The 25,203-nt window shown below is 73.3% G+C and carries 29 protein-coding genes; 23 read left to right on the top strand and 6 right to left on the bottom strand.

Going from position 1 to position 25,203, the window contains the following annotated elements; translation table 11 throughout:
• Positions 1-23: 23 nt before the first annotated feature.
• The 3 genes from FXF50_RS12690 (at position 24) to FXF50_RS12680 (ending at position 2,925) form a co-directional block, all read left to right on the top strand.
• The gene (locus FXF50_RS12690; RefSeq protein ID WP_148427460.1) at positions 24-959 is read left to right on the top strand and encodes an ABC transporter substrate-binding protein; all 936 of its coding nucleotides are present in this window, start codon (positions 24-26) and stop codon (positions 957-959) included.
• Between the two features lie 104 nt (positions 960-1,063).
• Complete coding sequence (locus FXF50_RS12685; RefSeq protein WP_148427793.1) at positions 1,064-2,149, top strand: iron ABC transporter permease; 1,086 nt, start codon at positions 1,064-1,066, stop codon at positions 2,147-2,149.
• Positions 2,146-2,925, top strand: coding sequence for an ABC transporter ATP-binding protein (locus tag FXF50_RS12680; protein WP_148427458.1), 780 nt, complete (start codon positions 2,146-2,148; stop codon positions 2,923-2,925). Before FXF50_RS12685 ends, FXF50_RS12680 begins: the two co-directional genes overlap by 4 nt.
• A gap of 93 nt (positions 2,926-3,018) precedes the next feature.
• Here FXF50_RS12680 and FXF50_RS12675 read toward each other — a convergent pair whose 3' ends face one another.
• The 3 genes from FXF50_RS12675 to FXF50_RS12665 form a co-directional block, all read right to left on the bottom strand.
• The gene (locus tag FXF50_RS12675; protein ID WP_148427455.1) at positions 3,019-3,777 is read right to left on the bottom strand and encodes a VOC family protein; all 759 of its coding nucleotides are present in this window, start codon (positions 3,775-3,777) and stop codon (positions 3,019-3,021) included.
• 94 nt (positions 3,778-3,871) lie between these two features.
• Positions 3,872-4,609 carry an ABC transporter permease gene (locus FXF50_RS12670; RefSeq protein WP_148427453.1) on the bottom strand — a complete coding sequence of 246 codons (738 nt, stop codon included), beginning with the start codon at positions 4,607-4,609 and terminating at the stop codon, positions 3,872-3,874.
• 9 nt (positions 4,610-4,618) lie between these two features.
• Positions 4,619-5,506 (bottom strand): ABC transporter ATP-binding protein, encoded by an 888-nt coding sequence (locus FXF50_RS12665; RefSeq protein WP_148427451.1) that lies wholly within the window; start codon positions 5,504-5,506, stop codon positions 4,619-4,621.
• A 173-nt stretch (positions 5,507-5,679) separates the two neighbouring features.
• Here FXF50_RS12665 and FXF50_RS12660 point away from each other — a divergent pair, with 173 nt between their 5' ends.
• From FXF50_RS12660 to FXF50_RS12645, 4 genes are read left to right on the top strand one after another with little or no spacing between them, the layout of a single operon-like run.
• Positions 5,680-6,000, top strand: a complete 321-nt coding sequence (locus FXF50_RS12660; protein ID WP_148427450.1) for a hypothetical protein — start codon at positions 5,680-5,682, stop codon at positions 5,998-6,000.
• Between the two features lie 9 nt (positions 6,001-6,009).
• Positions 6,010-6,936 (top strand): WXG100 family type VII secretion target, encoded by a 927-nt coding sequence (locus FXF50_RS12655; protein WP_148427448.1) that lies wholly within the window; start codon positions 6,010-6,012, stop codon positions 6,934-6,936.
• A 9-nt stretch (positions 6,937-6,945) separates the two neighbouring features.
• On the top strand, positions 6,946-7,299 hold the full coding sequence (locus tag FXF50_RS12650) for a YbaB/EbfC family nucleoid-associated protein (RefSeq protein ID WP_148427446.1): 354 nt from the start codon (positions 6,946-6,948) through the stop codon (positions 7,297-7,299).
• Between the two features lie 4 nt (positions 7,300-7,303).
• Positions 7,304-7,906 (top strand): hypothetical protein, encoded by a 603-nt coding sequence (locus FXF50_RS12645; protein ID WP_148427444.1) that lies wholly within the window; start codon positions 7,304-7,306, stop codon positions 7,904-7,906.
• A 38-nt stretch (positions 7,907-7,944) separates the two neighbouring features.
• Here FXF50_RS12645 and FXF50_RS12640 read toward each other — a convergent pair whose 3' ends face one another.
• On the bottom strand, positions 7,945-9,984 hold the full coding sequence (locus FXF50_RS12640; RefSeq protein ID WP_148427442.1) for an AAA family ATPase: 2,040 nt from the start codon (positions 9,982-9,984) through the stop codon (positions 7,945-7,947).
• Positions 9,985-10,168: 184 nt separating this feature from the next.
• Here FXF50_RS12640 and FXF50_RS12635 point away from each other — a divergent pair, with 184 nt between their 5' ends.
• Genes FXF50_RS12635 through FXF50_RS29295 form a run of 3 tightly spaced genes read left to right on the top strand, consistent with a single transcriptional unit; the run spans position 10,169 to position 12,956 of the window.
• Positions 10,169-10,750 (top strand): winged helix-turn-helix domain-containing protein, encoded by a 582-nt coding sequence (locus tag FXF50_RS12635; RefSeq protein ID WP_148427440.1) that lies wholly within the window; start codon positions 10,169-10,171, stop codon positions 10,748-10,750.
• Between the two features lie 43 nt (positions 10,751-10,793).
• Complete coding sequence (locus FXF50_RS29300; RefSeq protein WP_187399643.1) at positions 10,794-12,071, top strand: MFS transporter; 1,278 nt, start codon at positions 10,794-10,796, stop codon at positions 12,069-12,071.
• 33 nt (positions 12,072-12,104) lie between these two features.
• Complete coding sequence (locus FXF50_RS29295; protein ID WP_187399642.1) at positions 12,105-12,956, top strand: menaquinone biosynthetic enzyme MqnA/MqnD family protein; 852 nt, start codon at positions 12,105-12,107, stop codon at positions 12,954-12,956.
• A 69-nt stretch (positions 12,957-13,025) separates the two neighbouring features.
• Here FXF50_RS29295 and FXF50_RS12625 read toward each other — a convergent pair whose 3' ends face one another.
• Both FXF50_RS12625 and FXF50_RS12620 read right to left on the bottom strand, forming a co-directional pair.
• The gene (locus tag FXF50_RS12625; protein ID WP_148427438.1) at positions 13,026-13,964 is read right to left on the bottom strand and encodes a hypothetical protein; all 939 of its coding nucleotides are present in this window, start codon (positions 13,962-13,964) and stop codon (positions 13,026-13,028) included.
• Positions 13,964-14,920, bottom strand: a complete 957-nt coding sequence (locus tag FXF50_RS12620) for a hypothetical protein (RefSeq protein WP_148427436.1) — start codon at positions 14,918-14,920, stop codon at positions 13,964-13,966. The genes FXF50_RS12625 and FXF50_RS12620 overlap by 1 nt, the downstream gene beginning before the upstream one ends.
• A gap of 48 nt (positions 14,921-14,968) precedes the next feature.
• Here FXF50_RS12620 and FXF50_RS29290 point away from each other — a divergent pair, with 48 nt between their 5' ends.
• The 13 genes from FXF50_RS29290 (at position 14,969) to FXF50_RS12560 (ending at position 25,201) form a co-directional block, all read left to right on the top strand.
• Positions 14,969-15,109 carry a hypothetical protein gene (locus FXF50_RS29290; protein WP_167544556.1) on the top strand — a complete coding sequence of 47 codons (141 nt, stop codon included), beginning with the start codon at positions 14,969-14,971 and terminating at the stop codon, positions 15,107-15,109.
• Between the two features lie 181 nt (positions 15,110-15,290).
• Positions 15,291-16,355, top strand: a complete 1,065-nt coding sequence (paaA, locus tag FXF50_RS12615; RefSeq protein ID WP_148427434.1) for a 1,2-phenylacetyl-CoA epoxidase subunit PaaA — start codon at positions 15,291-15,293, stop codon at positions 16,353-16,355.
• A 149-nt stretch (positions 16,356-16,504) separates the two neighbouring features.
• Positions 16,505-16,807, top strand: a complete 303-nt coding sequence (gene paaB, locus FXF50_RS12610) for a 1,2-phenylacetyl-CoA epoxidase subunit PaaB (RefSeq protein WP_148427791.1) — start codon at positions 16,505-16,507, stop codon at positions 16,805-16,807.
• Positions 16,804-17,529 (top strand): 1,2-phenylacetyl-CoA epoxidase subunit PaaC, encoded by a 726-nt coding sequence (paaC, locus tag FXF50_RS12605; protein ID WP_148427432.1) that lies wholly within the window; start codon positions 16,804-16,806, stop codon positions 17,527-17,529. Before paaB ends, paaC begins: the two co-directional genes overlap by 4 nt.
• Positions 17,526-18,005: a 1,2-phenylacetyl-CoA epoxidase subunit PaaD gene (paaD, locus tag FXF50_RS12600; RefSeq protein WP_148427430.1), complete on the top strand. Its 480-nt coding sequence runs from the start codon at positions 17,526-17,528 to the stop codon at positions 18,003-18,005. Before paaC ends, paaD begins: the two co-directional genes overlap by 4 nt.
• Positions 18,002-19,111, top strand: a complete 1,110-nt coding sequence (gene paaE / locus FXF50_RS12595; protein ID WP_148427428.1) for a 1,2-phenylacetyl-CoA epoxidase subunit PaaE — start codon at positions 18,002-18,004, stop codon at positions 19,109-19,111. Before paaD ends, paaE begins: the two co-directional genes overlap by 4 nt.
• A gap of 31 nt (positions 19,112-19,142) precedes the next feature.
• On the top strand, positions 19,143-19,421 hold the full coding sequence (locus FXF50_RS12590) for a type II toxin-antitoxin system Phd/YefM family antitoxin (RefSeq protein ID WP_148427426.1): 279 nt from the start codon (positions 19,143-19,145) through the stop codon (positions 19,419-19,421).
• Positions 19,418-19,828, top strand: coding sequence for a type II toxin-antitoxin system VapC family toxin (locus FXF50_RS12585; protein WP_148427424.1), 411 nt, complete (start codon positions 19,418-19,420; stop codon positions 19,826-19,828). Before FXF50_RS12590 ends, FXF50_RS12585 begins: the two co-directional genes overlap by 4 nt.
• A gap of 76 nt (positions 19,829-19,904) precedes the next feature.
• Complete coding sequence (mqnC, locus tag FXF50_RS12580) at positions 19,905-21,095, top strand: cyclic dehypoxanthinyl futalosine synthase (protein ID WP_148427422.1); 1,191 nt, start codon at positions 19,905-19,907, stop codon at positions 21,093-21,095.
• Between the two features lie 333 nt (positions 21,096-21,428).
• Positions 21,429-22,688, top strand: a complete 1,260-nt coding sequence (locus tag FXF50_RS12575) for a cell wall anchor protein (protein WP_148427420.1) — start codon at positions 21,429-21,431, stop codon at positions 22,686-22,688.
• Between the two features lie 96 nt (positions 22,689-22,784).
• The gene (locus tag FXF50_RS12570) at positions 22,785-23,495 is read left to right on the top strand and encodes a demethylmenaquinone methyltransferase (protein WP_148427418.1); all 711 of its coding nucleotides are present in this window, start codon (positions 22,785-22,787) and stop codon (positions 23,493-23,495) included.
• A gap of 74 nt (positions 23,496-23,569) precedes the next feature.
• Positions 23,570-23,788, top strand: a complete 219-nt coding sequence (locus FXF50_RS12565) for a hypothetical protein (protein ID WP_148427416.1) — start codon at positions 23,570-23,572, stop codon at positions 23,786-23,788.
• A 138-nt stretch (positions 23,789-23,926) separates the two neighbouring features.
• Entirely contained in the window at positions 23,927-25,201 is a 1,275-nt protein-coding gene (locus tag FXF50_RS12560) for a geranylgeranyl reductase family protein (protein WP_148427789.1), read from the top strand.
• The last annotated feature ends 2 nt before the right edge of the window (positions 25,202-25,203 follow it).

Below are 25,203 nucleotides of genomic sequence, written 5' to 3'. Positions count from 1 at the left end.
CTCCTCGACCGACAGGAGGACCGATGTCCAGACGTACCCCCCGGCTCTTCGCCGCCGCCCTCGCGGTCGGCGCGCTGCTCCTCGGCGGCTGCGCCGAGAAGACCTCGAACGACACCCCCGCCGCCGGCGGCAGCTCGGCGGCCGCCTTCCCGGTCACCGTCGGCAAGCTGACCCTGGACAAGCGCCCCGAGAAGATCGTCTCGCTGTCGCCGTCGGCGACCGAGATGCTCTTCGCCATCGGCGCCGGCAAGCAGGTCACGGCCGTCGACGACAACTCGAACTACCCGGCGGAGGCGCCGAAGAGCGACCTCTCCGCCTTCCAGCCGAACGCCGAGGCGATCGCCGGCAAGAGCCCCGACCTCGTGGTGCTCTCCAACGACACCAACAAGATCGTCGACCAGCTCACCACGCTGAAGATCCCGGTGCTGCTCAACCCGGCAGCCACCACCCTGGACGACACGTACCAGCAGCTCGCCGACCTGGGCAAGCTCACCGGCCACCCGGCCGAGGCGGACGCCGTCACGAAGAAGATGAAGGACGACATCGCGGCCCTCACCAAGGACCTGCCGCAGCGGGCGAAGAAGCTCACCTACTACCACGAGCTCGGCCCGGAGCTGTACAGCGCGACCAGCAAGACCTTCATCGGCTCGATCTACGCGCTCGCCGGCCTGGAGAACATCGCCGACCCGGCGGACGCCGACGGCAGGAGCGGTGGCTACCCGCAGCTCTCCCAGGAGGTCATCGTCAAGGCCAACCCCGACTTCGTCTTCCTGGCCGACACCAAGTGCTGCAAGCAGAACGCGGAGACCGTCAAGGCGCGCAGCGGCTGGGCCGGCGTCACCGCCGTGAAGAACAACCAGGTCGTCGCCCTGGACGACGACATCGCCTCGCGGTGGGGCCCGCGCGTGGTCGACCTGCTCAAGGCGATCGTCGACGCCACCGCCAAGGTTCCGGCCTGACGGTGACCGTGCGACCGGCGGACAACGCTCACCGGCCGGCCGGGACGCCCGGCGCGTCCCGGCCGTCCGGCGTGCCCGACGTGGACCGTTCGGGCGCGTCCGGGATGGTCGCGGAACGACCGCCGGCCGGGCCGGGTGCGACGGCCCGGCCGGCGGGGCTCCGCACCCGCTGGCTGCTCGCCGGCCTCGGCGCGGTGCTCGTCGCGCTGGTGGCCGGTGTCTCGCTCGGTCCGGTCAGCCTGCCCCCGGGCAGCGTCGCCGCCGAGCTGCTCAACCTGCTGCCCGGGGTGCACCTGGACAGCGGGCTCAGCGAGCGGGAGATCGCCATCGTCACCGAGCTGCGGCTGCCCCGGGTCGTGCTCGGCCTGCTCGTCGGCGCCCTGCTCGCCCTGGCCGGCGGCTGCTACCAGGGCGTGTTCCGCAATCCGCTGGCCGACCCGTACCTGCTGGGCGTGGCGGCCGGTGCCGGCCTGGCGGTGACCGCCGCGATCGCGCTCGGCGCGGGGGCCGGCGGGGCGCTGACCGGGATGCCGCTCACCATCCCCCTCGCCGCGTTCGTCGGCTCGCTCGGCGCGGTCGCCATGACGTACCTGCTCGGCGCGGCCGGCGGGCGGGACCGGTCACCGGCCACGCTCATCCTGGCCGGGGTGGCGGTCTCGGCGTTCCTCTCCGCCGGGCAGACCTACCTGCTGCAACGGCACTCCGAGAGCATCCAGCAGGTCTACTCCTGGCTGCTCGGGCGGCTGGCCACCGCCGGCTGGCACGACGTCCTGCTGGTCCTGCCCTACTTCGTGCTCACCGCCGTGGTGGTGCTGCTGCACCGGCGCGAGCTGGACGTGCTCTCCGTCGGCGACGACGAGGCCACCAGCCTCGGGCTGCACCCGCAACGCTCCCGCTACCTGTTGATCGCCGCCGCCTCGCTGGGCACCGCCGCCGCGGTCTCCGCCTCCGGCCTCATCGGCTTCGTCGGCATCATCGTGCCGCACACCGTCCGGCTGCTCGCCGGGTCCAGCTACCGGGTGATCCTGCCGCTGTCGATGCTCTTCGGCGGCGCGTTCCTGGCGCTCACCGACGTGGTCGCCCGTACCGCCGCCGCCCCCGCCGAGATCCCCATCGGCGTGGTCACCGCGCTGCTCGGCGGCCCGTTCTTCGTCCTGGTCCTGCGCACCGCCCGCCGGGTGCTGACATGAGCGCGCCCGCCGTGGAGCTGCTCGACCTGCGGGTCGAGCTGGGCGGGACGCCGATCCTGGCCGGCGTCGACCTGGCGGTCGCCGTCGGTGAGTGGGTCACCGTGATCGGCCCGAACGGCGCGGGCAAGTCGACCCTGCTGCGCGCCGTCGGCGGCCTGCTGCCCGCGCCGGGCGCGGTCTCCCTCTTCGGTACGCCGATCAACTCCCTCCGCCGCCGCGACCGCGCCCGGGTGGTGGCCACCGTGGCGCAGTCCCCCGTGGTGCCGGCCGGCATGTCGGTCTTCGACTACGTGCTGCTGGGGCGCACCCCGTACATCCCGGCGCTGGGTCGGGAGTCGGCCGCCGACCTGGCCGCCGTGCACGAGGTGCTGGACCGGCTCGACCTGGGCGCGTTCGGCCGCCGCGAACTGGCCACCCTCTCCGGCGGCGAGCGGCAGCGGGTCTTCCTGGCTCGGGCGCTGGCCCAGGGCGCCACCCTGCTGCTGCTCGACGAGCCGACCAGCGCGCTGGACATCGGCCACCAGCAGGAGGTGCTGGAGCTGGTCGACCAGCTCCGCCGGCAGCACGAGCTGACCGTGCTCGCCACCATGCACGACCTCTCCATCGCCGGCGAGTACGCCGACCGCCTGGTCCTGCTCGCCGAGGGTCGGGTCGCCGCCGCCGGCCCCCCGCAGGAGGTCCTCACCGAGACCCTGCTGGCCCGCCACTACCGCGCCAACGTCCGGGTCATCCCCGGCGACCACGGCCCCCTGGTCGTCCCCGTCCGCCCCCGCTGACCCCCCACACACACCGCGATCTTGCACTTCCTGCCCCGACGAAAGGGGCGTAAGCCGCGTCATGAGGGCCGCAAGTGCAAGATCGGCGGGGGGTCAGCGGAGGGCGGTGACGGAGAAGAGGGCGCCCTGGGGGTCGCGGAGGGCGGCGCTGCGGCCGGCCGGGTTGTCCCGGGGCGGGACGAGGATGGTGCCGCCCAGCTCGGCGGCCCGGGCCGCGGTGGCGTCCGCGTCCTCGACCGCGAAGTAGACCGTCCAGTACGCGGGCAGGTCCTGCGGCAGCTGCTCCAGCTGCGGCATCATGCCGGCGACGATCCGGGCGCCGCACCGCCACCCGGTGTAGGTGACCGGACCCGCCTGCTGCTCCTCGGGGTGCCAGCCGAACACCAGCGCGTAGAACTCCTTCGCCCGGTCGGGGTCGGGGGTGACCAGCTCGTTCCAGCACATCGAGCCGGGAGCGTTGAACAGTTCCGCCCCGCGCATCGCCATGGGCTGCCAGACGCTGAACACCGCCCCGGCCGGATCGGAGAGGACGGCCATCCGGCCCTGCTCGAAGACGTCGAACGGGGAGACCACCACCTGGCCGCCGGCCGCCTCCACCCGGGTGGCGGCCAGGTCCGCGTCGTCGGTCGCCACGTACGTCGACCAGATCGGCACCTGATCGGGGGCGGCCGGCGGCCCGACCCCGGCCACGGCCCGGCCGCCCTTCAGGAAGGTGGTGTATCCGCCGGCGGTCGGCTCGTCGGACACCCGGCCGGTCCAGCCGAACAGTTCCGGGTAGAAGCGCTTCGCGTCCTCCAGCCGGGGCGTGGCCAGGTCGGTCCAGCAGGGCGTGCCGGGCTCCACGCCGTCCACGCTGACCCCTCTCGCCGGGGGCGGCCCCGCTGGCACGCCCTGCCGGCATCCTGGCACCGCCGCACCGACCGCCGGGCCGGATTAGGACAAAAGGTCAGGTGAAGCGGCGTCCCTCGTCCCGCCGGTACGCCCACCCGGCGACCGACGCGAGCGCCACCACCCAGACGACCAGCATCACCATGGCCCGCGGGTCGGGCCGCCAGTCGGTGACGGCCGCCCAGATCAGCTCGACGGCGCCGCGGGTCGGCAGGTAGGGGGCGACCGCCTTGATGAAGCCGGGCGCGTCGTCCGGGCCGGAGAGCAGGCCGCCGCCGAAGGCCAGCGGGAAAAAGATGAGCTGGGCGACCACGATCGCCGCCTTGCTCGGCAGCGAGTAGCCGATGGCCAGCCCGAGCAGCGTGAACGGCACCGAGATCACGGCGACCCCGCCGGCGCCGAGCAGGAACTGCGCCGGGGTGACCCGGGCCGCGGTGGCCACCGCCGCGATCACCACGACCGGGAGCATGGAGAAGTAGGTGATCGCCAGACCGGCCAGGACCCGGCCGGCGAAGCGCGGGCCGGGCCCGGCGGGCAGGGTCCGGCCGTACGAGCTCCATGGCTGGTCGCGGTCCTCGGCGACGCCCACGCCGTACTGGAAGATGTTGGCGCTCATCACCGCGAAGGTGACCATGGCGGCGGTGGCGTAGGTGGCGCCGGTGGCGTCGTCGCCGGCGAACGGCACCACGAAGAAGAGCATCGTGGCGGCCGGGAAGAACGCGCTGCCGAAGATGGCGACCGGGATCCGGACGATCTCCAGGAGCTGGTAGCGGGCGTGGACCAGGGCGAGCGGCACGACGGTCTCCTAGGCGGGGGTGGGTGCGGGCCGGTCGTCGGCGGTGAGGGTCAGGAACGCCTCCTCCAGCGAGGTGGGCCGGACCTCCAGGTCGCGGAAGGCCGCGCCGGCGGTGACGAGGTCGCGGACGAGCTGGTCGGCGTCCGTGGTGAGCAGGTGGGTGCGGCCCTCGGCGTGCTCGGTGGCCACCACGCCGGGCAGCGGCGGCAGGTCGTCGGCGACCAGGCTGACCCGGCGTACGCCCACGATGCCGCGGATCGCCGCCACGGAGTCGTCGGCGAGCACCCGGCCGCGCCCGATCACCACCACCCGCTGCGCCAGCGCCTCCACCTCCTCCAGGTAGTGGCTGCTCAGCAGGACCGTGCCGCCCTCGGCGTGGAAGGTGCGAACGGCCTCCCACAGGGTGTGCCGGGCCTCCACGTCCAGCCCCGTGGTGGGCTCGTCGAGGACCACGAGGCGGGGCCGGCCGACGAAGGCGAGCGCCACCGCGAGCCGGCGGCGCTGCCCGCCGGAAAGGCCGCCGGTCTGCCGGCGCACCTGGTCGGTGAGGCCGAACCGGTCGAGCAGCTCGTCCCGGGGCACCGGGTCGGGGAAGTGCGCCGCCACGAAGTCGACCACCTCGCCGACGCGCAGCGTGCCGGGCAGGCCGGTCTCCTGCGGGGTCACCCCGAGCTGCCGCCGGCTGGCCGGGTCGCGCGGGTCGCCGCCGAACAGCTCGGCCCGGCCGGCGGTGGGGCGGCGCAGCCCGACCAGCAGGTTGAGCAGGGTGCTCTTGCCGGCGCCGTTCGGGCCGAGCAGGCCCACCAGCTCCCCGGCGCGGACGGTCAGGTCGACCCGGTCCAGGGCCAGCACCGCGCCGTAGCGGCGGCTGACCTGGTCGGCGCGGGCCAGGATCATCTTCAGGCTCCTCAGGGGTTGCGCTCCCAGACGGGCATGCCCCCACCTGTGTACCGTGCCGGCGCGAGTTTCACCGCCCCCCGCAGGCGGGTGCCGATCGCCTACTGTGGAGACTCCGTCCTCCGGCCGAGCCGGCGACGGGTGGGTGCCGACTGGACACTGGGGAGGGTCCGTTGACGAGTCCGAGCAGGAACCTGGAGGTCCGGCCGGAGGCGCTGACCGCCTTCGCCGCCGCGTCCCGCGACCGGGCCGGCCGCTTCCGCGAGCTGCGCCGGGTCTTCCACGACGGGCACGTCCCCCGGCACGCCTTCGGCATCATGCCGGCGTCGTTCAGCCTGGCGGCCGCGTACGCCGAGCAGTTCGAGGCGTGCCTGCAGGGGCTGGAGGACGGCGCCGAGGTGATGGCCGACATCGCCGAGGGGATCAGCGACACGGCGGACGCATACACGGGGACCGACGTGGCGACCACTGACATGTTCACGCCGGGCGCCTGAGGGGACCTGATGAGCACCGAGGCGTTGCAGCGCAACAAGACCTACTTCGAGCAGATCGTGTCGGGCACGCCCGACCCGTTCAAGCCGCTGTCCAACGCGGTGCTCTGGCCGTTCGAGCAGTTGCTGGAACTGGTCGCCGGCGAGCCGGACGACCTCATGCGGGCGGCCCAGCTCGCCCTCACCACCGGCGAGGCGGTCCGGCAGATCGCCGGCGACCAGATCGCCGACCGGGCCCGGCTGCGCGGCGCGTGGGACGGTGACGCGGCGGAGAAGTTCCACGCCTCGATGGAGTCCGTCGAGGAGGCGATCGAGGAGCTGGCCAAGGGGCTGGACGGCACCAAGGAGGTGCTGGTCGACGCGGCGAACGCGGCCGTCGACGCGTTCAACCTGCTGGTCGAGCTGATCCTGGAGTTCCTGCTCTGGTTCCTCACCGAGGTGATCATCGCCGCGGTGGCCGCCGTGCTCAGCGCGGGCGTGACGCTGGCCGCCACGGTGGTCCGGGTGCTGGCCCGGTTGGCCACCACGGTCGGCCGCATGGTCAAGATCGTGGCCCGGTTCGCGGAGATCCTCACCAAGCTGGTCACCAAGCTGGAGCGGGTCGCCGCGCTGCTCATGAAGTACCGCCAGGTGGTGCTGGAGCTGAAGCAGGCCAAGAAGGCGTACCGGCTCTGGAACAAGTCCGGTTACGGCCGGGAGGCGTTCACGTTCATGGCGAAGCGGACCGCCATCCTCTTCCCCGGCAAGTTCGCCATCAACCAGGCGTCCCCCGTGAACATCCCCGGCATCGGCGGCGCCCTGCTCGACACCGGTGTCGGCCTGCACGACGTCTCCGACGGCCACAAGGACCGCAACTACCTGGTGGACGGCACGTACTCGGAGGACCTGGGGCCGTACACCAAGGGTGTGCAGAACGTCTTCGACTCGATCGTGAACTGAGAGGCAGCCATGACCTTCCCGGCCCTGGACCGGATCGAGGCGCTGGCCCGCAACCTGGACGGGTGGCAGCGCGAACTCGGCGCGCGGATGGCCGAGCTGGAGCAGAGCAGCGCCGAGGGGGTGAGCGACTCCGGCCTGGTCACCGTCACCGCGGCCGCCGACGGCAGGATCCTCTCCACCGAGATCAACGCCCGGGCCATGCGGTTCGACTCCTACACCCTGGCCGAGGAGTTCACCGCCGCGGCGAACCGCGCCCAGGAGGCCGCCGCCGCCCGGGTCCGGGAGATCGTCGGCGAGGTGATGGGGAACGCGCCGGCGGCGGAGCGGCCTGCCGACGACGGCTACGGCCAGGACCGATACTGAGCCGATGGAGGCCACGGGATACCGGGACCGGATCGGCCGGCTCGTCGAGCCGGGCGAGCAGGTGCTGGCGTACGCGAAGGCCGAGCCCGCCCACGGGGCGCCGCCGCCTCCGCCGGCCGACGCGGCCGGGCCGGAGGCGCCCGCCGGCCGGGTGAGCGCCGGCGCGGTGCTGCTCAACCTGATCTCCCCGCTGGTCAGTTGGGCGTGGGGCGACCGGCTTGTCGACCGGGTGGTCTGGGGGATCGCCGGGCGCGGCGCCCCGGGCTCCGCCGCCTCCCGGCTGCACCACGCGCTGCGCCCACCCAAGCCGGACCTGGCGGCGCGGGACACCCTGCTGGTGGCCACCGACCGGCGGCTGCTCGTCTGCGTGAGCGGGCCCATGAAGCTGCTGTCCAGCCGGGCCGACGACGAGCGGTCCGTGGCGGAGACCGGGATCGCCTGGTCGGCGTCGCGGACCGAGGTGGCGTCGGCCCGCGTGGGTTGGCACCGGCTGAACCCGAAGCGGCTGCGCCTCGACTTCGCCGACGGCTCCTGGCTGGCGTTCACCGTGCCGATCGCCGAGTCGGGCCGTCCGCTGCGCGACGTCGCCGCCGCGCTCTCCGGCTGACCGATCAGCCGGCCACCCGCCGGCTGAGCAGCGGTAGGTCAGCCGGCCAGCGGCTCGGGCAGCGGCTCCCGGTGCAGCACGGCCAGCCGGGACACCGCCCGGGTCAGCACCACGTAGAGGCGGTGCAGGCCGCGCGGCTCGGCGGCCACGATCGCGGCCGGCTCGACGACCACCACGTGGTCGTACTCCAGGCCCTTGACCAGCGTCGCCGGGACCACGGTGACCCGCGCCACGGCCTCCACGTCGTCGGCGGTCGCGGTCTCGACGCCCGCGTCGGCGAGGGCCGTGCGGAGGCGGTCCACCGCGGCGTCGGCGGCGATCACGCCGACCGAGCCGGCGTGGGCGAGCGCCGCACGCACCTCGGCCACCGCGGCGGCCGTCAGGTTCTTGACGGTACGCACGTCGAGCGTCCCGTCCCGGCGCAGCGACTGGGCCGGCGGCACGTCGACGGCGAGCGCCGGCAGCAGCCGGTTCGCGAACGCCACCACGGCGGCGGGCACCCGGAAGCCGACGCTCAGCGGCACCACCGCCGCGTCCGGCTTGCCCAGGTGGGCCAGGGACTCCCGCCAGTCGGTGGCCGCCCAGGGCGCGGTGCCCTGGGCCAGGTCGCCGAGCAGGGTGATCGAGCCGTGCTCGCTGCGCCGGGCGATGGCCCGGCACTGCATGGGGGAGAGGTCCTGCGCCTCGTCGACCACGACGTGCCCGAAGCTCGCGGGCCGTTCCAGCAGCCCGGCGGTCTCGTCGATCAGCACGGCGTCCGCGGCGGTCCACCGGGTCGCCTTCGGGGTACGCCCCACCGGGCCGGACCGGAACAGCTCCTGCTCCTCGGCGGTGAGCAGGCCGTCGGCGGCGGCGGCGAGCGCCTCGGCGTCGGTGCGCAGCCGGTGCAGCAGGCCCTCGGGGGTGAGCGCCGGCCAGACCTCGTCGAGGAACTCGGTGACCGGCTTGACCCTGCTCATCCGGCGCAGCCAGGCGTCGCTGGGCGACTCGGCCCGGCGGGCCTCGGACTGGCGTTGCAGCAGCCCCACGACGCGGGCCAGGACCCGTTCGCGGCCGGTCGCGTACGGCAGGCCCTCGCGGCGGGTTTCCTCGACCAGCCGGTGCAGCGGGTCGAGGCCGATCCGCCAGCGGAACGAGCCGTCCGAGACCATGATCGGCTCGGTGGGCGTGCCGATGTGCGCGTCGACCGCGCGGCGCAGCACCTCGGCCAGCCGGATGTCGTGCTTGAGGGTCGCCACGGCGGGGTCGTCGACCGCGCGGACCGGCACCCGGGCGACCAGGTCCTCCACGGTGGCCTGCTCGACCTCGACCTCGCCGAGCGCCGGCAGCACCGCCGCGATGTAGGACAGGAACGCCCGGTTCGGCCCGACGATCAGCACACCCGACCGGCGCAGCCGCTCCCGGTGCAGGTAGAGCAGGTACGCGGCGCGGTGCAGCCCGACCGCCGTCTTGCCGGTGCCGGGGGCGCCCTGGACGCAGATCGAGTCGGCCAGGTCGGCCCGGACGAGCTCGTCCTGCTCGGGCTGGATGGTGGCGACGATGTCCCGCATCGGGCCGACGCGGGGGCGCTCGATCTCGGCGGTGAGGATCCGGCTGGCGGTGCCCAGCTCCTCGCCCCGGTCCAGGCGCTCGTCCTCGAAGCTGGTCAGCACGCCGGCGCTGAACCCGAACCGGCGCCGCACCGCGACGCCCTGCGGGTCCCGGGCGCTGGCCCGGTAGAACGACCGGGAGACCGGGGCCCGCCAGTCGAGCACCAGCGGCTCGCCCAGCTCGTCGGTCACGTGCCGACGCCCGACGTGATAGTCGCGTCCGGCGTGGTCGGGATCCACGTCACCGAAATCAAGCCGGCCGAAGAAGAGCGGGGTGGTGGGGTCGTCGGCCAGTTCCTTCACCCGCCGGGCCATGTGCCGGCCGAGCTGCTCGGCGGTGTACGCGTCACCGGCCACCTTGTCGCCGGTGGCGAAGAGGGACTCGGCGCGCTCGCGCATCCGGCGCAGCGCCGCGCGGGAGGTGTCCAGGTGGGCGCGCTCGGCGACCAGCTCGGCATCCAGTGTCTGTTCTTGGGCGTGCAGGGTCATCCACGTACTCCTCGTCACGGGGAACAACGCTGCCGCTCGCGTTTCCGACCTCCGGTCGGCGCGGGGACGTCCTGTGCGGTGCTACTCACCATGGCCGTCAGGCGGGACAGAGCAGCTTACTCCGGTCGGGTCGGCGGGCAACCGAATTTCCCCGGACGCCGGCCGGCGCGGGATCATGGGTGGCATGACCGACGCGCGTCCGGAGCAGCACCGGGTGACGATCAGCGACCCGCAGGTGATGCGGGCCCTGGCCCACCCGGCCCGTATGGCGATCATGGAGCATCTCAGCACGATGGAGGGCGGTGCGACCGCCACCGAGTGCGCCGAGATCGCCGGTCTCTCGCCGAGCGCGACCAGCTACCACCTGCGCGAGCTGGCGAAGTTCGGTCTGATCGAGGAGGCGCCGAGCCGGGGGGACGCCCGGGAGCGGGTCTGGCAGGCGTTCAGCCCGTCCTACCACATCGAGCCCGGGCAGGACGCGGACTCCGAGGCGCGGGCCGCCGAGCTGGCCCTGACCGAGGCGCACCTGGCGCGGGACAGCCAGCGCGCCCGGGACTGGATCCGCCGCGCCCCGGACGAGCCGCCCGACTGGTATCAGGCGGCCTGGTTCAGCGACAGCCTGCTCCAGGTCACCGCCGACGAGTTGGCCGAGCTCAACCAGGCGGTCCAGGCGCTGCTGGACCCCTACCGGCGCCGGCTGCGCAGCGATCCACCGGAGGGCTCGCGCACGGTCGCCGTGCAGTACCGGGCGCTGCCGATCGACTGACCGAGGGTTGCGCCGGCCAGGTGTGAAGGATTATTTTCGAAATATGTCCTTCGCATCGGGTCAGTCGCGCTGGTCCGACGTCTGGCTCGCCACCGCCGCCCGGGGCGTCTCCAGCTGCGGAGACTTCCTCGCGGCCAGCGCGCTGACCCTGGCGCTCCAGTCGGCCGGTGCCGGCGGGCTCGCGGTCTCCGGGTTGCTGCTCGCCGCCACGTTGCCGCTGGTCGCGCTCGCCCCGCTGACCGGCCGGCTCGCCGACCGGGTGGACAGCCGGGTCCTGCTGGTGGCCGCCGGGCTCGGCCAGGCCGCGATCTGCCTGGCGCTCGCGTACGCCGGGCACCCGGCCCTGGTCATCGCGCTGGTGGCGCTGCTCGCGGCCGGGCTCGCGGTCACCCAGCCGGTGCTCGCCGCGCTGGTGCCGGCCATGGTCCGGGCCGAGGACCTGCCCCGGGCCGGCGCCCTGAACCAGACCGCCGGCACCCTGGGCGCGCTCGCCGGGCCGGCACTGGCCGGCCTGCTCGTCGGCCAGTTCGGCACCCGGGTGCCGCTGCTCGTCGACGCCGTCAGCTACCTCGCGCTGGCGGCGGCCGGCCTGCTCATCCGTACCCGCCGGGGTGGCCGGCGGCCGACCGCGCCGGCCGCCGGGGCGGCGACCCCGCCGCCCGCCTGGCGGTTCCGCGGCGATCCGCTGCTGCTGGTGATGGTGGGCAGCCTCGCCGCGGTGGTCGCCGCGGTCGGCGCCATCAACGTCATCGAGGTCTTCTTCATCCGGGAGACCCTGCACAGCTCCACCACGGTGTACGGCCTGGTCACCGGCGCCTGGACACTCGGCATCGTGGTCGGCGGCTGGCTCTTCGCCCGGCTCGCCCGCCGGCTCACCGACGACGGCGCGCTGCTCGGGGCCGGGCTGGTCCTGCTCGGCGGGTGCTGTCTGGCGGTGCTGGCCTCGGCGGCGGTGCCGACGGCCTGGCTGCTCGTGCCGATCTGGCTGGCCGGCGGGGTGGGCAACGGCGGCGACAACGTCTTCAACAACCTGTTGCTGGCCCGGCGGGTGCCCGAGGTGGCCCGGGGCCGGGCCTTCGCGATCTTCGGGGCGGCCGTGCAGGGCGCCGGGATGGGCGGCTACCTGATCGGCGGCCTGCTGCTGGAGGTGGCCGCGCCGCGGCCGCTTGTCGCCGGCTGCGGGGTGGCCGGGGTGCTGGTGGTCGTGGCGGCGGCCTGGCCGGTCCGCCGCGCGGTACGCGCCGAGCGCGCCGCCCGGCCCGCCGCCGGGACCGGGCCGGAGCGGCGTGCGGAGTTGGCCACTCCGACCCCCTCCCGCTGAGCCGGCCCGGCCGGGCGGGGATACCGTCGGGTCATGGCCGACCGAATCGCCCGCCCCCGGGTGGGGCACATCCAGTTCCTCAACTGCCTGCCCATCTACTGGGGGCTGATGCGGTCGGGCGCGCTGATCGACGTCGACCTGCACAAGGACTCGCCGGACCGGCTGAACGCCGCGCTGGTCGCCGGCGACCTGGACATCGGCCCCATCTCCCAGGTGGAATACCTGCGGCACGCCGACGAGCTGCTGCTCCTGCCGGATCTGGCGGTCGGCAGCGACGGCCCGGTGCTCTCGGTCAACGTGGTGTCCACCCGGCCCCTCACCGAGCTGGACGGCGCCCGGGTGGCGCTCGGCTCCACCTCGCGCACCGGGGTGCTGCTGGCCCAGCTTCTGCTCGCGGAGCGGTACGGGGTCCGCCCCGACTACTTCCGCTGCCCGCCGGACCTCACCCAGATGCTGCTGGAGGCCGACGCCGGGGTCGTGATCGGCGACGTGGCGCTGCGCGCGCTCTACGAGGCGCCCCGCAAGGGCCTCGAGGTGACCGACCTCGGCCAGGCGTGGCGCGAGTGGACCGGGCTGCCGATGGTCTTCGCCGTCTGGGCGGTCCGCCGCGACTTCGCCGCCGCCCACCCCGGCCTCGTCAAGGAGGTGCACGAGGCGTTCCTGCGCTCGCGCGACCTGTGCCTGGCCGAGCTGGACCAGGTGGCCGAGGCCGCGGCCCGCTGGGAGCCGTTCGACGCGACGACCCTGGCGACCTACTTCCGTACCCTCGACTTCTCCCTGGGCGAGCGGCAGGTGGCCGGCCTGCGCGAGTTCGCCCGACGCGCCGCGGGGATCGGTGAGGCGCCCGCCCTGCCCGAGGGTGGGCCGCACTTCTTCGAGGGCTGACGCCCTGCCACGACGAAGCGGCGGTGTCCCGGCGGACCGGGACACCGCCGCTTCGCGCAGCGGGTGGGATCAGGTGGCGTCGCGGAGCAACGCCTCGGTGATCTTCTCGCAGGCGTCCATGCCGTACTGCCAGGAACTCGCGGCGCTGAAGGGGGTGCGGACCATCACGCCCATCGTCCAGGTGTCGCCGATCGCCAGGCAGTTGACGTGGTATTCCCGCTCCTTCTGCCGGTCGATCCAGCCGTTCTTGATGGCGATCTGCTTCTGTTCGGCGGCGGGGAAGGCCTTGCGGATGCCGAAGTCGCCGTCACCGCGGACCAGCCGCATCTCGTTGAGCAGCCACTTGGTCCACTTCGGCCCGGCGGCCCGGCCGTCGTCGATGCAGAGGCCGAGCCGCGCGGTGTCCCGAGGCGACAGCATCGTCCGACTCCAGCCGCCGTCGCTGGCGACCTTGCTGTCGGTCAGCTCGCAGATCGAGATCAGCCGCTTGATCGAGGCCGAACCGCCCACGCTCTCGTAGAACTCCTGGGCCCGGGTGTTGTCGCTGTCCCGGATGATCTGCGTGGCGTCGTCCAGCTTCGCGTCGCTCGGGGTCCGGCCCGCCTCGGCGCTCCGACGCAGGTAGTCGGCGACGACCCAGGACTTGATCAGCGACGCGGTGGTGCTGGTCTCGCCCATGTTCTTCGAGCCGATGATCGCGCCGGTCCGCTTGTCCAGGACGCTCCAGGAGTACCAGCCCTTGATGTCCAGGTCGCTCAGGTCCTGGGCGGCGAACGGCAGCGGCTCCAACGACGGCGAGGGAGACGGCGACGGGCGGGCGTTGCGGTCGGTGGGTGTGGTCGAGGACCGGGTGCCCGCCGCGGGCGAGTGCGAGGCGGCCGTGGGCCGGAACGGAGAGCCGGGCACGAACCTGAGCGAGACGAGCACCAGGCCGACCAGGATCACGGCGACCGCGCTGTACGTCAGGGTGCGGTGGTCACTGCCCGGCCGGCGCCGGCTGCCCGCCATCAGAGCTTCCCGACCGGCTGCTGCGGCACCTTGAGGGCGGCGCCCGGCTGCGGGGTCACCAACTGGGTGGCGACGCTGGCGCAGACCTTCGCGCCGTACGAGGGGGTCCTCGGGTCGCTGCCGCCGGGGTAACGCATCATCACGGCCAGGGTCCAGTCGTCGGCCACCGCGAGGCAGTTGACGTGCCACTGGCCGTCGGCCCAGAGCATGGTGAAGCCGTTCTTGATGCTGACCGGGCCCTGCGACGTGATCGAGGCGGGCAGGCCGTCGACGATGCCCCAGTGCCCGCCCTGGACCTCCACGGACTTCTGGTCCTTCACGCCGCCGCGCACGTTGGCCATCTCGTTGAGCACCCACTTCGTCCACTTCGGTCCGGCGGCGGTGCCGTCGCCGATGCAGTCGCCCATCCGCACCGCGTCGCGCGGTGACATCTGGGTGTACGCCCACTTGGCCCGCGTGGGTTCAATCTTCGTGTCGGTCAGCTTGCACATCTTGATCAGCCGCTCCAGCACCGGCTTGCGCCCGCCGGCGTTGTAGAGCGCCTCGGCCGAGCGGTCGTTGCTGTCCCGGATGGCGGTGGTGGCCTGCTTCCTCCGCTCCGCGCTCAGGGGCTTGCCGTTGAGCTGGCGCAGGTAGTCGGAGACGATCCACGCCTTGATCATCGACTCGGTCGAGTTGGTCGACGCCATGTTCGGCGCGCCGCTGATCTTGCCGGTCTTCCGGTCCATCAGCGCCCAGGAGAAGAACTTGCCGTTGAAGTTCACCGAGACCGGCCCGGCGGCGAGCGTGGGCGCCGGGGGCGCGGTCGGTGCGGGCGCGGGGACCTGCGCCACGCCGCCTCCGATGCCGCCGAGGCTGTCGCCGCCGGAGAACTTGGCGTACGCGGCGGGGACCAGCATGCCGCCGCCGATGAGGACCGCCACGATGGCGAGCACCATGGTCACGCGAGGTCGCATGAGTGGGTGAACTCCAGATTGTCTGGCCGGGGGGACCGGCGCTTCCGAATGCTGTTCGGCCTGATCGCCGAGGCCGGGGGAGATGGCCTGGAGCCGGTGGCGATCGTCGGCAGCCGATCGGTGTGCCGGGCGAAGTCTACTTCCGGACAGGCCGGATGCCAGATCCCGACGCCCGGCAACTCGCCGTGAAGGCGGGACATTGGACCGTTCTGACGCGCTTGTGAGGATTCATCTTCTCCGGGTGGTCGACGTCACAGGTTTGGGCAGGTCAGGGGTTCTCACGGGAAGCGGTCGTCCGGTGACACAAGGTGGGTGCGGAAACCTGTTACACCCTCTGGTGTCATCGGGGGCGAGCTGTAACACTGGCCTCATGTATGGCAATGACTTCGCCCCGCCCGAGGACGGCCCGGGCGGCGGCCTGCTCGGCGAGGTGGAGGCGGCGGAGGCCGAGCTGCGCGAGGCGGCGGCGCGCGCCCGGCGCGGCGGACCGGCGCCGGACGAGGACTTCGCGGCGTACTTCGCGGACGTGATCGACGCCGACCAGAAGATCGAGCCGCGGGACTGGATGCCCGAGGCGTACCGGAAGACGCTGATCCGGCAGATCGCCCAGCACGCGCACTCCGAGATCATCGGCATGCAGCCGGAGGGGAACTGGATCAGCCGGGCCCCCTCGCTCAAGCGCAAGGCGATCCTGCTGGCCAAGGTGCAGGACGAGGCCGGACACGGCCTCTACCTCTACGCCGCCGCGGAGACCCTGGGCGTCAGCCGGGACGAGCTGGTCGAGCTGCTGATCGAGGGCCGGCAGAAGTACAGCTCGATCTTCAACTACCCGACGCTCACCTGGGCCGACGTGGGCGCCATCGGCTGGCTGGTCGACGGCGCCGCCATCGTCAACCAGGTGCCGCTGTGCCGCTGCTCCTACGGCCCCTACGCCCGCGCCATGATCCGGGTCTGCAAGGAGGAGTCGTTCCACCAGCGCCAGGGCTACGAGATCCTGCACACGCTGGCCCACGGCACCCCGGAGCAGAAGGCGATGGCCCAGGACGCGGTGGACCGGTGGTGGTACCCCTCACTGGCCATGTTCGGCCCGCCGGACGGAGACTCGACGCACAGCGCCCAGTCGATGGCCTGGAAGATCAAGCGCTTCTCCAACGACGAGCTGCGCCAGCGCTTCGTCGACATGTGCGTGCAGCAGGCGGAGATCCTCGGTCTCACCCTCCCCGACCCGGACCTGCGCTGGAACGAGCAGCGGCAGTCCTACGACTACACCCAGCCCGACTACGACGAGCTGATGCGGGTGATCAAGGGCGACGGGCCGTGCAACCGGCAGCGGATGGAGCACCGGCGCCGCGCCCACGCCGACGGCGCCTGGGTGCGGGAGGCCGCCGCGGCGTACGCGGCGAAGCGGAACAGCAAGGAGAAGGTGGCGGCATGAGCGAACGCACCGAGCGACGCGAGGGCCGTGAGGGCATGCCCGGCCGGCACGGCATGAGCGAACGCACCGAGCGACGCGAGGGCCGTGAGGGCATGCCCGGCCGGCACGGCATGAGCGAACGCACCGAGCGACGCGAGGGCCGTGAGGGCATGCCCGGCCAGCACGGCATGACCCAGCAGACCCCGTTGTGGGAGGTCTTCGTGCGGGCGCGGCGCGGGCTGTCGCACACCCACGTGGGCAGCCTGCACGCCCCCGACGCCGAGCTGGCCCTGCGCAACGCCCGCGACCTCTACACCCGGCGCCAGGAGGGCGTCTCGATCTGGGTGGTGCCGGCGAGCGCGATCACCGCGTCCAGCCCGGACGAGAAGGACGCCTTCTTCGACCCGGCTGCCGACAAGGTCTACCGCCACCCCACCTTCTACGAGGTGCCGGACGGGGTGGCGCACCTGTGAGCAGCCTGTTCGACTTCACGCTCGCACTCGGCGACGACGCGCTCATCGCGGCGCAGCGGCTCGGCGAGTGGACCTCCCGTGCGCCGGAGATGGAGGAGGACATCGCGCTGGCCAACATCGCCCTCGACCAGCTCGGCGCGGCCCGCCTGCTGCTCACGTACGCGGGTGAGCTGGAGGGCGCCGGTCGGGACGAGGACGCGCTGGCCTACCTGCGCGGCGACCGGGAGTTCCGCAACTGCCTCCTGGTCGAGCTGCCCAACGGCGACTTCGGCATGACCATGGCGAAGCTGTTCCTCCTGGCCGCCTACCAGCTCCCCCTCTACACGGCGCTGAGCGGGTGCGCCGACGAGCGGCTGGCCGCCATCGGGGCCAAGGCGCGCAAGGAGTCCGCGTACCACCTGGACCACGCCTCGCTCTGGGTGAAGCGGCTCGGCGACGGCACCGACGAGTCGCACCGGCGCATGCAGGACGCGCTCGACCAGGTGTGGCCGTACACCCACGAGCTGTTCACCGCGGACCCGGCGGCGCCGGTCGACCCGGCCACCCTGCGGGCCGACTTCGACGCCGTCGTGTCCGCGGTGTTCGACGAGGCGACGCTGACCCGGCCGGCCGACGGCTGGGCGCCGGGCGGCGGCCGGGACGGCGTCCACACCGAACACCTCTCCTACCTGCTCGCCGAGATGCAGGTGCTGCACCGCGCCCACCCGGGGGCGAAGTGGTGAATGACCCCAGGGCGGCCGTGGCGGCGGTGGTGGACCCGGAGATCCGGGTCATCACCATCGACGAGCTGGGCATCCTGCGGTCGGTCGACGAGGATCCGGCCACCGGCCGGGTCGTCGTCACCATCACCCCCACCTACACCGGCTGCCCGGCCATGGACGTGATCCGGGCGGACATCCGCCGCGCGCTCGCCGCCGCCGGCCACCCGGACGCCGAGGTCCGCACGGTGTACGCCCCGGCGTGGAGCACCGACTGGATCTCCGAGGGCGGCCGGGCCAAGCTGGCCGCCGCCGGCATCGCCCCACCCGCGCCGGCCGCCCGGGGCGGTGGCGTCGTCCCGCTGACCCTGGCCGTCCGCTGCCCGCGCTGCGGCTCACCGGAGACCGAGCAGGTCAGCCGGTTCGGCTCCACCGCCTGCAAGGCCCTGTGGCGCTGCCGCTCCTGTTCCGAACCCTTCGACCACCTGAAGGCGCTGTGACTGTCACGATCACCCGACCGGTCCGTCGCCGGCCGGTCTTCCACCCGCTGCACGTCGCCGCCGTCGACCGGCTCACCGACGACTCCGTGGCGATCACCTTCGCCGTGCCCGAGGAGCTGCGGGAGACGTTCGCGTTCTCCGCCGGCCAGCACCTGACGGTCCGGCGGGTCGGCGACGGCGGGGCGGACGTGCGGCGGTCGTACTCGATCTGCTCGACGCCCGCCGAGCTGGCCCGGCACGGGCGGCTGCGGATCGGGGTGCGGGAGGTCCCCGGCGGCGCCTTCTCCGCGTACGCCTGCGGCGCCCTGCGCGGCGGCGACGTCGTCGAGGTGCTGCCCCCGCTCGGCCACTTCACCTCGGCGTTCGCCCCGGACCGGGTCCGCCACTACGGCGCGGTGGTCGCCGGCTCCGGCATCACCCCGGTGCTCTCGCTCGTCGCGACCGCGCTCTCCGTCGAGCCGGCCAGCACCTTCACCCTGGTGTACGGCAACCGCACGGCGAACACCGTCATGTTCGCCGAGGAGCTGGCCGACCTGAAGGACCGGTGGCCGACCCGGCTGCACCTCGTGCACGTGCTCTCCCGGGAGATGGGCGAATCGGCGTTGCTCTCCGGGCGCATCGACGCCGACCGGCTCGGCCGGCTGCTCGACACCGTCGTCCCCGGCGACGCGATCGAGGAGTGGTTCCTCTGCGGCCCGTACGGGATGGTGGTGGACGCCAAGGCGGTGCTGGCCGACCGCGGCGTGCCCGACGCGACCGTGCACACCGAGCTGTTCCACGTCGACGCCCCGCCGGAGCCGGTCCGCCGCCCGACGGACGAGCCCGGCGCCGGCGCCGAGGTGACGATCGTGCTGGACGGGCGCTCGTCGAGCTTCACGATGGGCCGCGACGAGCGGGTGCTGGACGCCGCCCTGAAGGTCCGCGGCGAGCTGCCGTACGCCTGCAAGGGCGGGGTCTGCTCGACCTGCCGGGCCAAGGTGGTCTCCGGCGAGGTGACCATGGCCCGCAACTACGCGCTGGAGCCGGACGAGGTGGCCGCCGGCTACGTCCTGACCTGCCAGTCCAGCCCGGTCACCGACAAACTCACCATCGACTACGACGCGTGACCCGTAGAACAGACCGTTCTACACTCGGAGCATGGAGCAGATCGCCGTTCGGGAGCTGAACCAGCACACGAGTCGGGTGCTGGCCCGGGTACGCGCGGGCGAAACGGTCGAGGTGACCGATCGCGGCGAGCCGATCGCCCGGCTCGTCCCGGTGCTGGCCGGCGACGCGCTCCTCGGCCGTCTGGTCGCCGAGGGGCGGGCGACGGCGCCGACCGCGACCGGGCCGATTCCGATGCCACCGGTGCTCGGGGACCCCGCGGTGGACGTCGCGGCCGTCCTGGCGGACGCGCGGGACGAGGAACGCTGGTGATCTACCTCGACTCGGCGGCGGTCATCAAGATGCTCCGGCGGGAGGCGGAGACGCCGGATCTCATCGGCTGGCTCAACGAGCACGCCGGCACGGCACTGGTCTCGTCGGCCCTGGTCGAGGTCGAGGTGCCGCGTGCCCTGCGTCGTGCCGCGCCGCAGGCGCTGGTCGGCGTCCCGTCGGTGCTGGGGCGGCTCTACCGGGTCGAAATCGACACTGCGGTCCGGGCGGCGGCCGGCGCGTACGCCGAACCCCTGCTGCGCAGTCTGGACGCCATCCACCTCGCCACGGCGGAGATCCTGGCCCGTCAGGCCGGCGCCGACTTCGTCGCGTTCGTCACCTACGACCGGCGACTCCTGGACGCCGCGAAGGCGGTCGGTCTCGCCGTGGCCAGTCCGGGGATGAACTGAGCCGGCCGGTGGGGCGCTCGTCACCGGGGGTGGAGCGGCGTTCCGGCCTCCGAGCGGGCGACGTACCCTCGGAGACGTGACGGTGAGCCGGGAGATCGACGACATCCTGCAGCGCGGCGCGGACGGCGGGCGGATCACGCCCGAGGAGGCCCTGCTGCTCTACACCGAGGCGCCCTTCCACGCGCTGGGCGAGGCCGCGGACGCGGTGCGCCGGCGGCGCTACCCGGACAACATCGTCACGTACCTGATCGACCGCAACATCAACTACACGAACGTCTGCGTGACGGCGTGCAAGTTCTGCGCGTTCTACCGGGCCCCCAAGCACAAGGAGGGCTGGACCCACCCGACCGAGGAGATCCTGCGCCGCTGCGGCGAGGCGGTCGAGCTGGGCGCCACCCAGGTCATGCTCCAGGGCGGCCACCACCCGGACTACGGCGTGGAGTACTACGAGGAGCTGTTCTCCGCGGTCAAGACGGCCTACCCGCAGCTCGCCATCCACTCGATCGGCCCGAGCGAGATCCTGCACATGGCCAAGGTCTCCGGGGTGAGCCTGGACGAGGCGATCGCCCGGATCAAGGCGGCCGGGCTGGACTCGATCGCCGGCGCCGGCGCCGAGATGCTGCCGGACCGGCCGCGCCGGGCCATCGCGCCGCTGAAGGAGTCGGGCGCGCGCTGGCTGGAGGTCATGGAGCTGGCGCACCGGCAGGGCCTGGAGTCGACCGCGACCATGATGATGGGCACCGGCGAGACCCACGCCGAGCGGATCGAGCACCTGCGGATGATCCGCGACGTGCAGGACCGCACGGGCGGCTTCCGCGCGTTCATCCCCTGGACGTACCAGCCGGAGAACAACCACCTGAAGGGCCGCACCCAGGCGACCACGCTGGAATACCTGCGGCTCGTCGCGGTGGCCCGGCTCTTCTTCGAGACGGTGCCGCACCTTCAGGCGTCGTGGCTGACCACGGGCAAGGACGTCGGCCAGCTCGCCCTGCACATGGGGGTGGACGACCTCGGCTCGATCATGCTGGAGGAGAACGTCATCTCCTCGGCCGGCGCCCGGCACCGCTCGAACCTGCACGAGCTGATCAACATGATCCGCACCGCCGACCGGATCCCCGCCCAGCGGGACACGCTCTACAACCGGCTCGCGGTGCACCGGACCCCGGCCGACGACCCGAGCGACGACCGGGTGGTCTCGCACTTCTCCTCGATCGCCCTGCCGGGCGGCGGGGCCGGTAAGTCGCTCCCGCTGGTCGAGGTCAACTGACCCCGCTTCCGTCGACCGAACGGCACCGCCGATCGGGCCGCCGACCTGCGAGATAACAGGACGGCGGCGACCTGCGCGACCGTGACCCGCGCGGCGACATCGGCGGTTACGCTGTCGTCGTCCGCCTGACGGTCGTCCTCCATCGGCCCGCGAGGGCCGTTCACATAAACGCACGGCAGCAGGGGCGGGATGGGTCACCATCCCGCCCCTGCTGTCTGCGTTCCGGTGAGGACGGTGGGAATTCATCGACGGGGTTCTGGCGCGGCCCGACGTCGCTCCGGTAGCGTCCCTTCGTTCCGCAACCATCCGCACGTCCCTTACCCCGGGGGATCCATGACCTTCACCTACCGTCCACCGCTGGCCCGCGCCGGCGCCGTGGCCCTGCTCGCGGTCGGCGCGCTGACCGCCGTCGGCACGCCGGCGCAGGCGGCCGACCTGCCCGACCTCGTGCTCGCCCCGATCAGCACCAGCCTGGCCAAGGGCGTCGAGGCCGCCCAGGCCAAGCCGTTCAAGTTCACCGTGACCAACGTCGGCACGGCCGAGGCGAAGGACGTCAGCGTCCGGGTCAAGGTCGACGAGCTCAACGCGAAGCGCGTGGGCTACGTGCTGCCGGACGGCTGCCGGGTCGTCTCCAGCCAGTTCTACGACTGCCGGCTGGGCGACCTGCCCGCCGGCACGAGCGAGGACTTCGGCATCCCGCTGTTCAGCACCGGCGGCAAGGGCGACGGCGGTGTGCTGACCGTCGGCGTGGGCACCGTCAGCCCCCAGCCGAACACCGCCGACGAGATCGTCGAGGTGCCGGTCCAGGTCACCCGACCCGGCTACGACCTCGCCGCCTGGGTGCAGGACATCCAGGACAACGTCGTGGTCGACGGCGCCGGGCAGGACGAGCCCGACCTGAAGCCGGTCCGGCGTGGCGTGACGGTGCCGCTGGACTGGGCGGTCTACAACGACGGCAGCCGTCCGGCCACCGGCGTCTTCTACGGCCTCACCCTGCCGGCCGGAGTGAGCTTCGTGGACCTGCCGGAGGGCTGCCTCCAGCAGGAGATCCTGGGCAAGGCCCAGGCGCTCTGCGAGGACGACGGCGCGGTGGTCCAGCCGGGCCAGTACTACACCGCGGGCGTCACGGTCCGCGTCGGCGACGACGTCACCGAGCCGGTGCTGCACGAGGGCGACCTCTTCGCGTACGGGTTGGACGGTGCCGAGGGCGCGCCGGAGGAGGCGCCCAGGGCGGCCGGCGCCGCGCAGCGGCGTACCTTCGCCGAGGTCGACGAGCTGGACAACCACACCATCTTCGAGGCCTTCGTGGACCTGTCGGCCGGGTCCACCCCGGACCCGACCGGCACGCCGCAGCCCACCCCCACGGGCACGGGCACGCCGGCCCCGACCGGCCAGCCGAGCGCGACGGCGAGCCCGGGCGGTGGCAGCGGCGGCGGGGCCGGCGACGGTGGCCTGCCGGTGACCGGCGTTCAGGTCGGGCTGATCGGCGGCGTCGGCGCGGCCGTCCTGCTGGCCGGCGGGGCGCTGCTGCTGCTCTCCCGCCGCCGGAAGGTGGTTCTGGTCACGCCGACCGACGAGCGGGCCGGGGACTGACCGACCTGGACAGGGTGTGGGGCGGGGTGGGCGACCACCCCGCCCTTTCGCGTACCCGGCAGGAGTCGGGCGGGGGGCGGCTGGCAGAGTGGAGGGGTGAGCCGTACCCCGCAGGGCCAGCGCGCCAGCCTGGACAAGCAGCCGCACGAGGTCGCCGCGATGTTCGACGGCGTGGCCGCCCGCTACGACCTGACCAACACGGTGCTCTCCTTCGGGCAGGACCGGTTCTGGCGGCGGGCCACCCGGGAGGCGCTGGGGCTGCGCCCCGGCGAGCGGGTGCTGGACGTGGGCGCCGGCACCGGCGTCTCGACCGAGGAGCTCGGCCACTCCGGGGCGTACGCGGTCGGCGCCGACCTGTCGCTCGGCATGCTGCACGCCGGCAAGCGCACCCGCCCGCGGGTGCCGCTGCTGGCCGGGGACGCGCTGCGGCTGCCCTTCGCCGACGCGAGCTTCGACGCGGTGACCATCTCCTTCGCGCTGCGCAACGTCAACGACACCGACGCCGCGCTGCGCGAGCTGGCCCGGGTCACCCGGCCGGGCGGCCGGCTGGTGGTCTGCGAGTTCAGCACCCCGGTCAACCCGGCGTTCCGCACGGTCTACCTGTCGTACCTGATGCGGTCGCTGCCGGCCGTGGCTCGCGCGGTGTCGAGCAACCCCGACGCGTACGTCTACCTCGCCGAGTCGATCCGGGCCTGGCCGGACCAGGAGGCGCTGGCCGCACGGATCGGCGCGGCCGGCTGGGGCCGGGTGGCCTGGCGCAACCTGACCGGCGGCGTGGTCGCGCTGCACCGCGCGATCCGGGACTGATGCGTGGGCCGGCATAAACCGGCCTTTTCGTGAATATCCGCTTTAGGTCTACTTTGTCCCGTAGGCTCGCCCCCATGACGGGACCAGACCAGGCGGCCACCGACGACGACGCCGCGGAACTCATCGCGCAACTCCGGGAGCTGGCCGGCGCCGATCCCGCCGACGTGCGTCAGGTGGTCGCCGAGGTGCTGGCCGCGCTCGACCGGGCCGCCGGCGGCGCGCTGCGCGACCACCTGCCGGAGGCGATCCGGCTCGACGCCGGCCTGGGGCCCGCCGCCTCCGCGCGCTCCTGACCGCCGGACGGACGCACACCGACCGGCTTGTTTCCGCGAAGTTAGGCCCCCCTCAGCGCATACAGGTGTAACGCCGGTCATAGACTCCAACCGGATCGGCTTGTGAAGCATTTCACGAGCATGCGGGAGGAGGCGCGGATGGCCGCGGTGGAGAACGACGCCGACGTCATCGTCGTGGGCGCCGGTCCCGGAGGATCGGCGACGGCGTACCACCTGGCGCGGCACGGCGTACGCGTGCTGCTGCTGGAGAAGACCGAATTTCCCCGGGAGAAGGTCTGCGGCGACGGGCTCACCCCCCGGGCCGTGCGGCAGCTCATCCGGATGGGCGTGGACACCTCGCCCGAGGCCGGCTGGCTGCACAACAAGGGCCTGCGGGTGATCGGCGGCGGGGTACGCCTGGAACTCGACTGGCCCGACCTGGCCAGCTTCCCCAACTACGGCCTGGTCCGGACCCGGCTCGACTTCGACGACCTGCTCGCCCAGCGTGCCGTCGCCGCCGGGGCGAAGCTGCGCACCGGCGTCAACGTGCTGGGCCCGGTGCTCGGCGCCGACGACCGGGTGATCGGCGTGCAGGCCGAGGTGGGCCCCGACAAGGAGCCGGCCACCTTCCACGCGCCGCTCGTGGTCGCCGCGGACGGCGTCTCCGGCCGCTTCCCGCTCGCCCTCGGCCTGGCCAAGCGCGAGGACCGGCCGATCGGCGTCGCGGTCCGCCGCTACTACCGCTCGCCCGCCAAGCACGACGACGACTACCTGGAGTCGTGGCTGGAGCTGCGGGCCAAGGGCAGCGACGCGCTGCTGCCCGGCTACGGCTGGATCTTCGGCCTCGGCGACGGCCGGGTGAACGTCGGCCTGGGCGTGCTCAACTCCTCCTCGGCCTTCGGCAAGACGAACTACCGCCGGCTGCTCACCGACTGGCTGGCCAACACCCCCGAGGACTGGGGGATGACCGACGAGACCAACGCGGAGGGGCCGATCCTCGGCGCCGCGCTGCCGATGGGCTTCAACCGGGTCCCGCACTACACCCGCGGGGTCCTGCTGGTCGGCGACTCCGGCGGCATGGTCAACCCGTTCAACGGCGAGGGCATCGCGTACGCCATGGAGTCCGGCGAGCTGGCCGCCGAGGTCGCGGTGCAGGCGCTCGCCCGCCCGGCCGGCGCGGAGCGCGAGCGGGCGCTGCTGGCGTACCCGCAGGAGCTGAAGGCCCGCTTCGGCGGCTACTACCGCCTCGGCGGCATCTTCGTGAAGCTCATCGGCCGGCCCGAGGTGATGCGCATGGCCACCAAGCACGGCATGCCCCACCCGATGCTGATGCGCTTCGTGCTCAAGCTGCTGGCCAACCTCACCGACCCCCGGGGCGGTGACGCCATGGACCGCGTCATCAACGCGATGACGAGGGTGGCACCCGCCGTCTAGAC

Origin of the sequence: Micromonospora sp. AP08 (assembly GCF_008085935.1) — a bacterium.
In the GTDB taxonomy this organism is placed as follows: domain Bacteria; phylum Actinomycetota; class Actinomycetes; order Mycobacteriales; family Micromonosporaceae; genus Micromonospora; species Micromonospora chersina.
The sequence above is the reverse complement of the archived record's forward strand: the minus strand, read 5'-3'. Positions and strand labels throughout refer to the sequence as shown.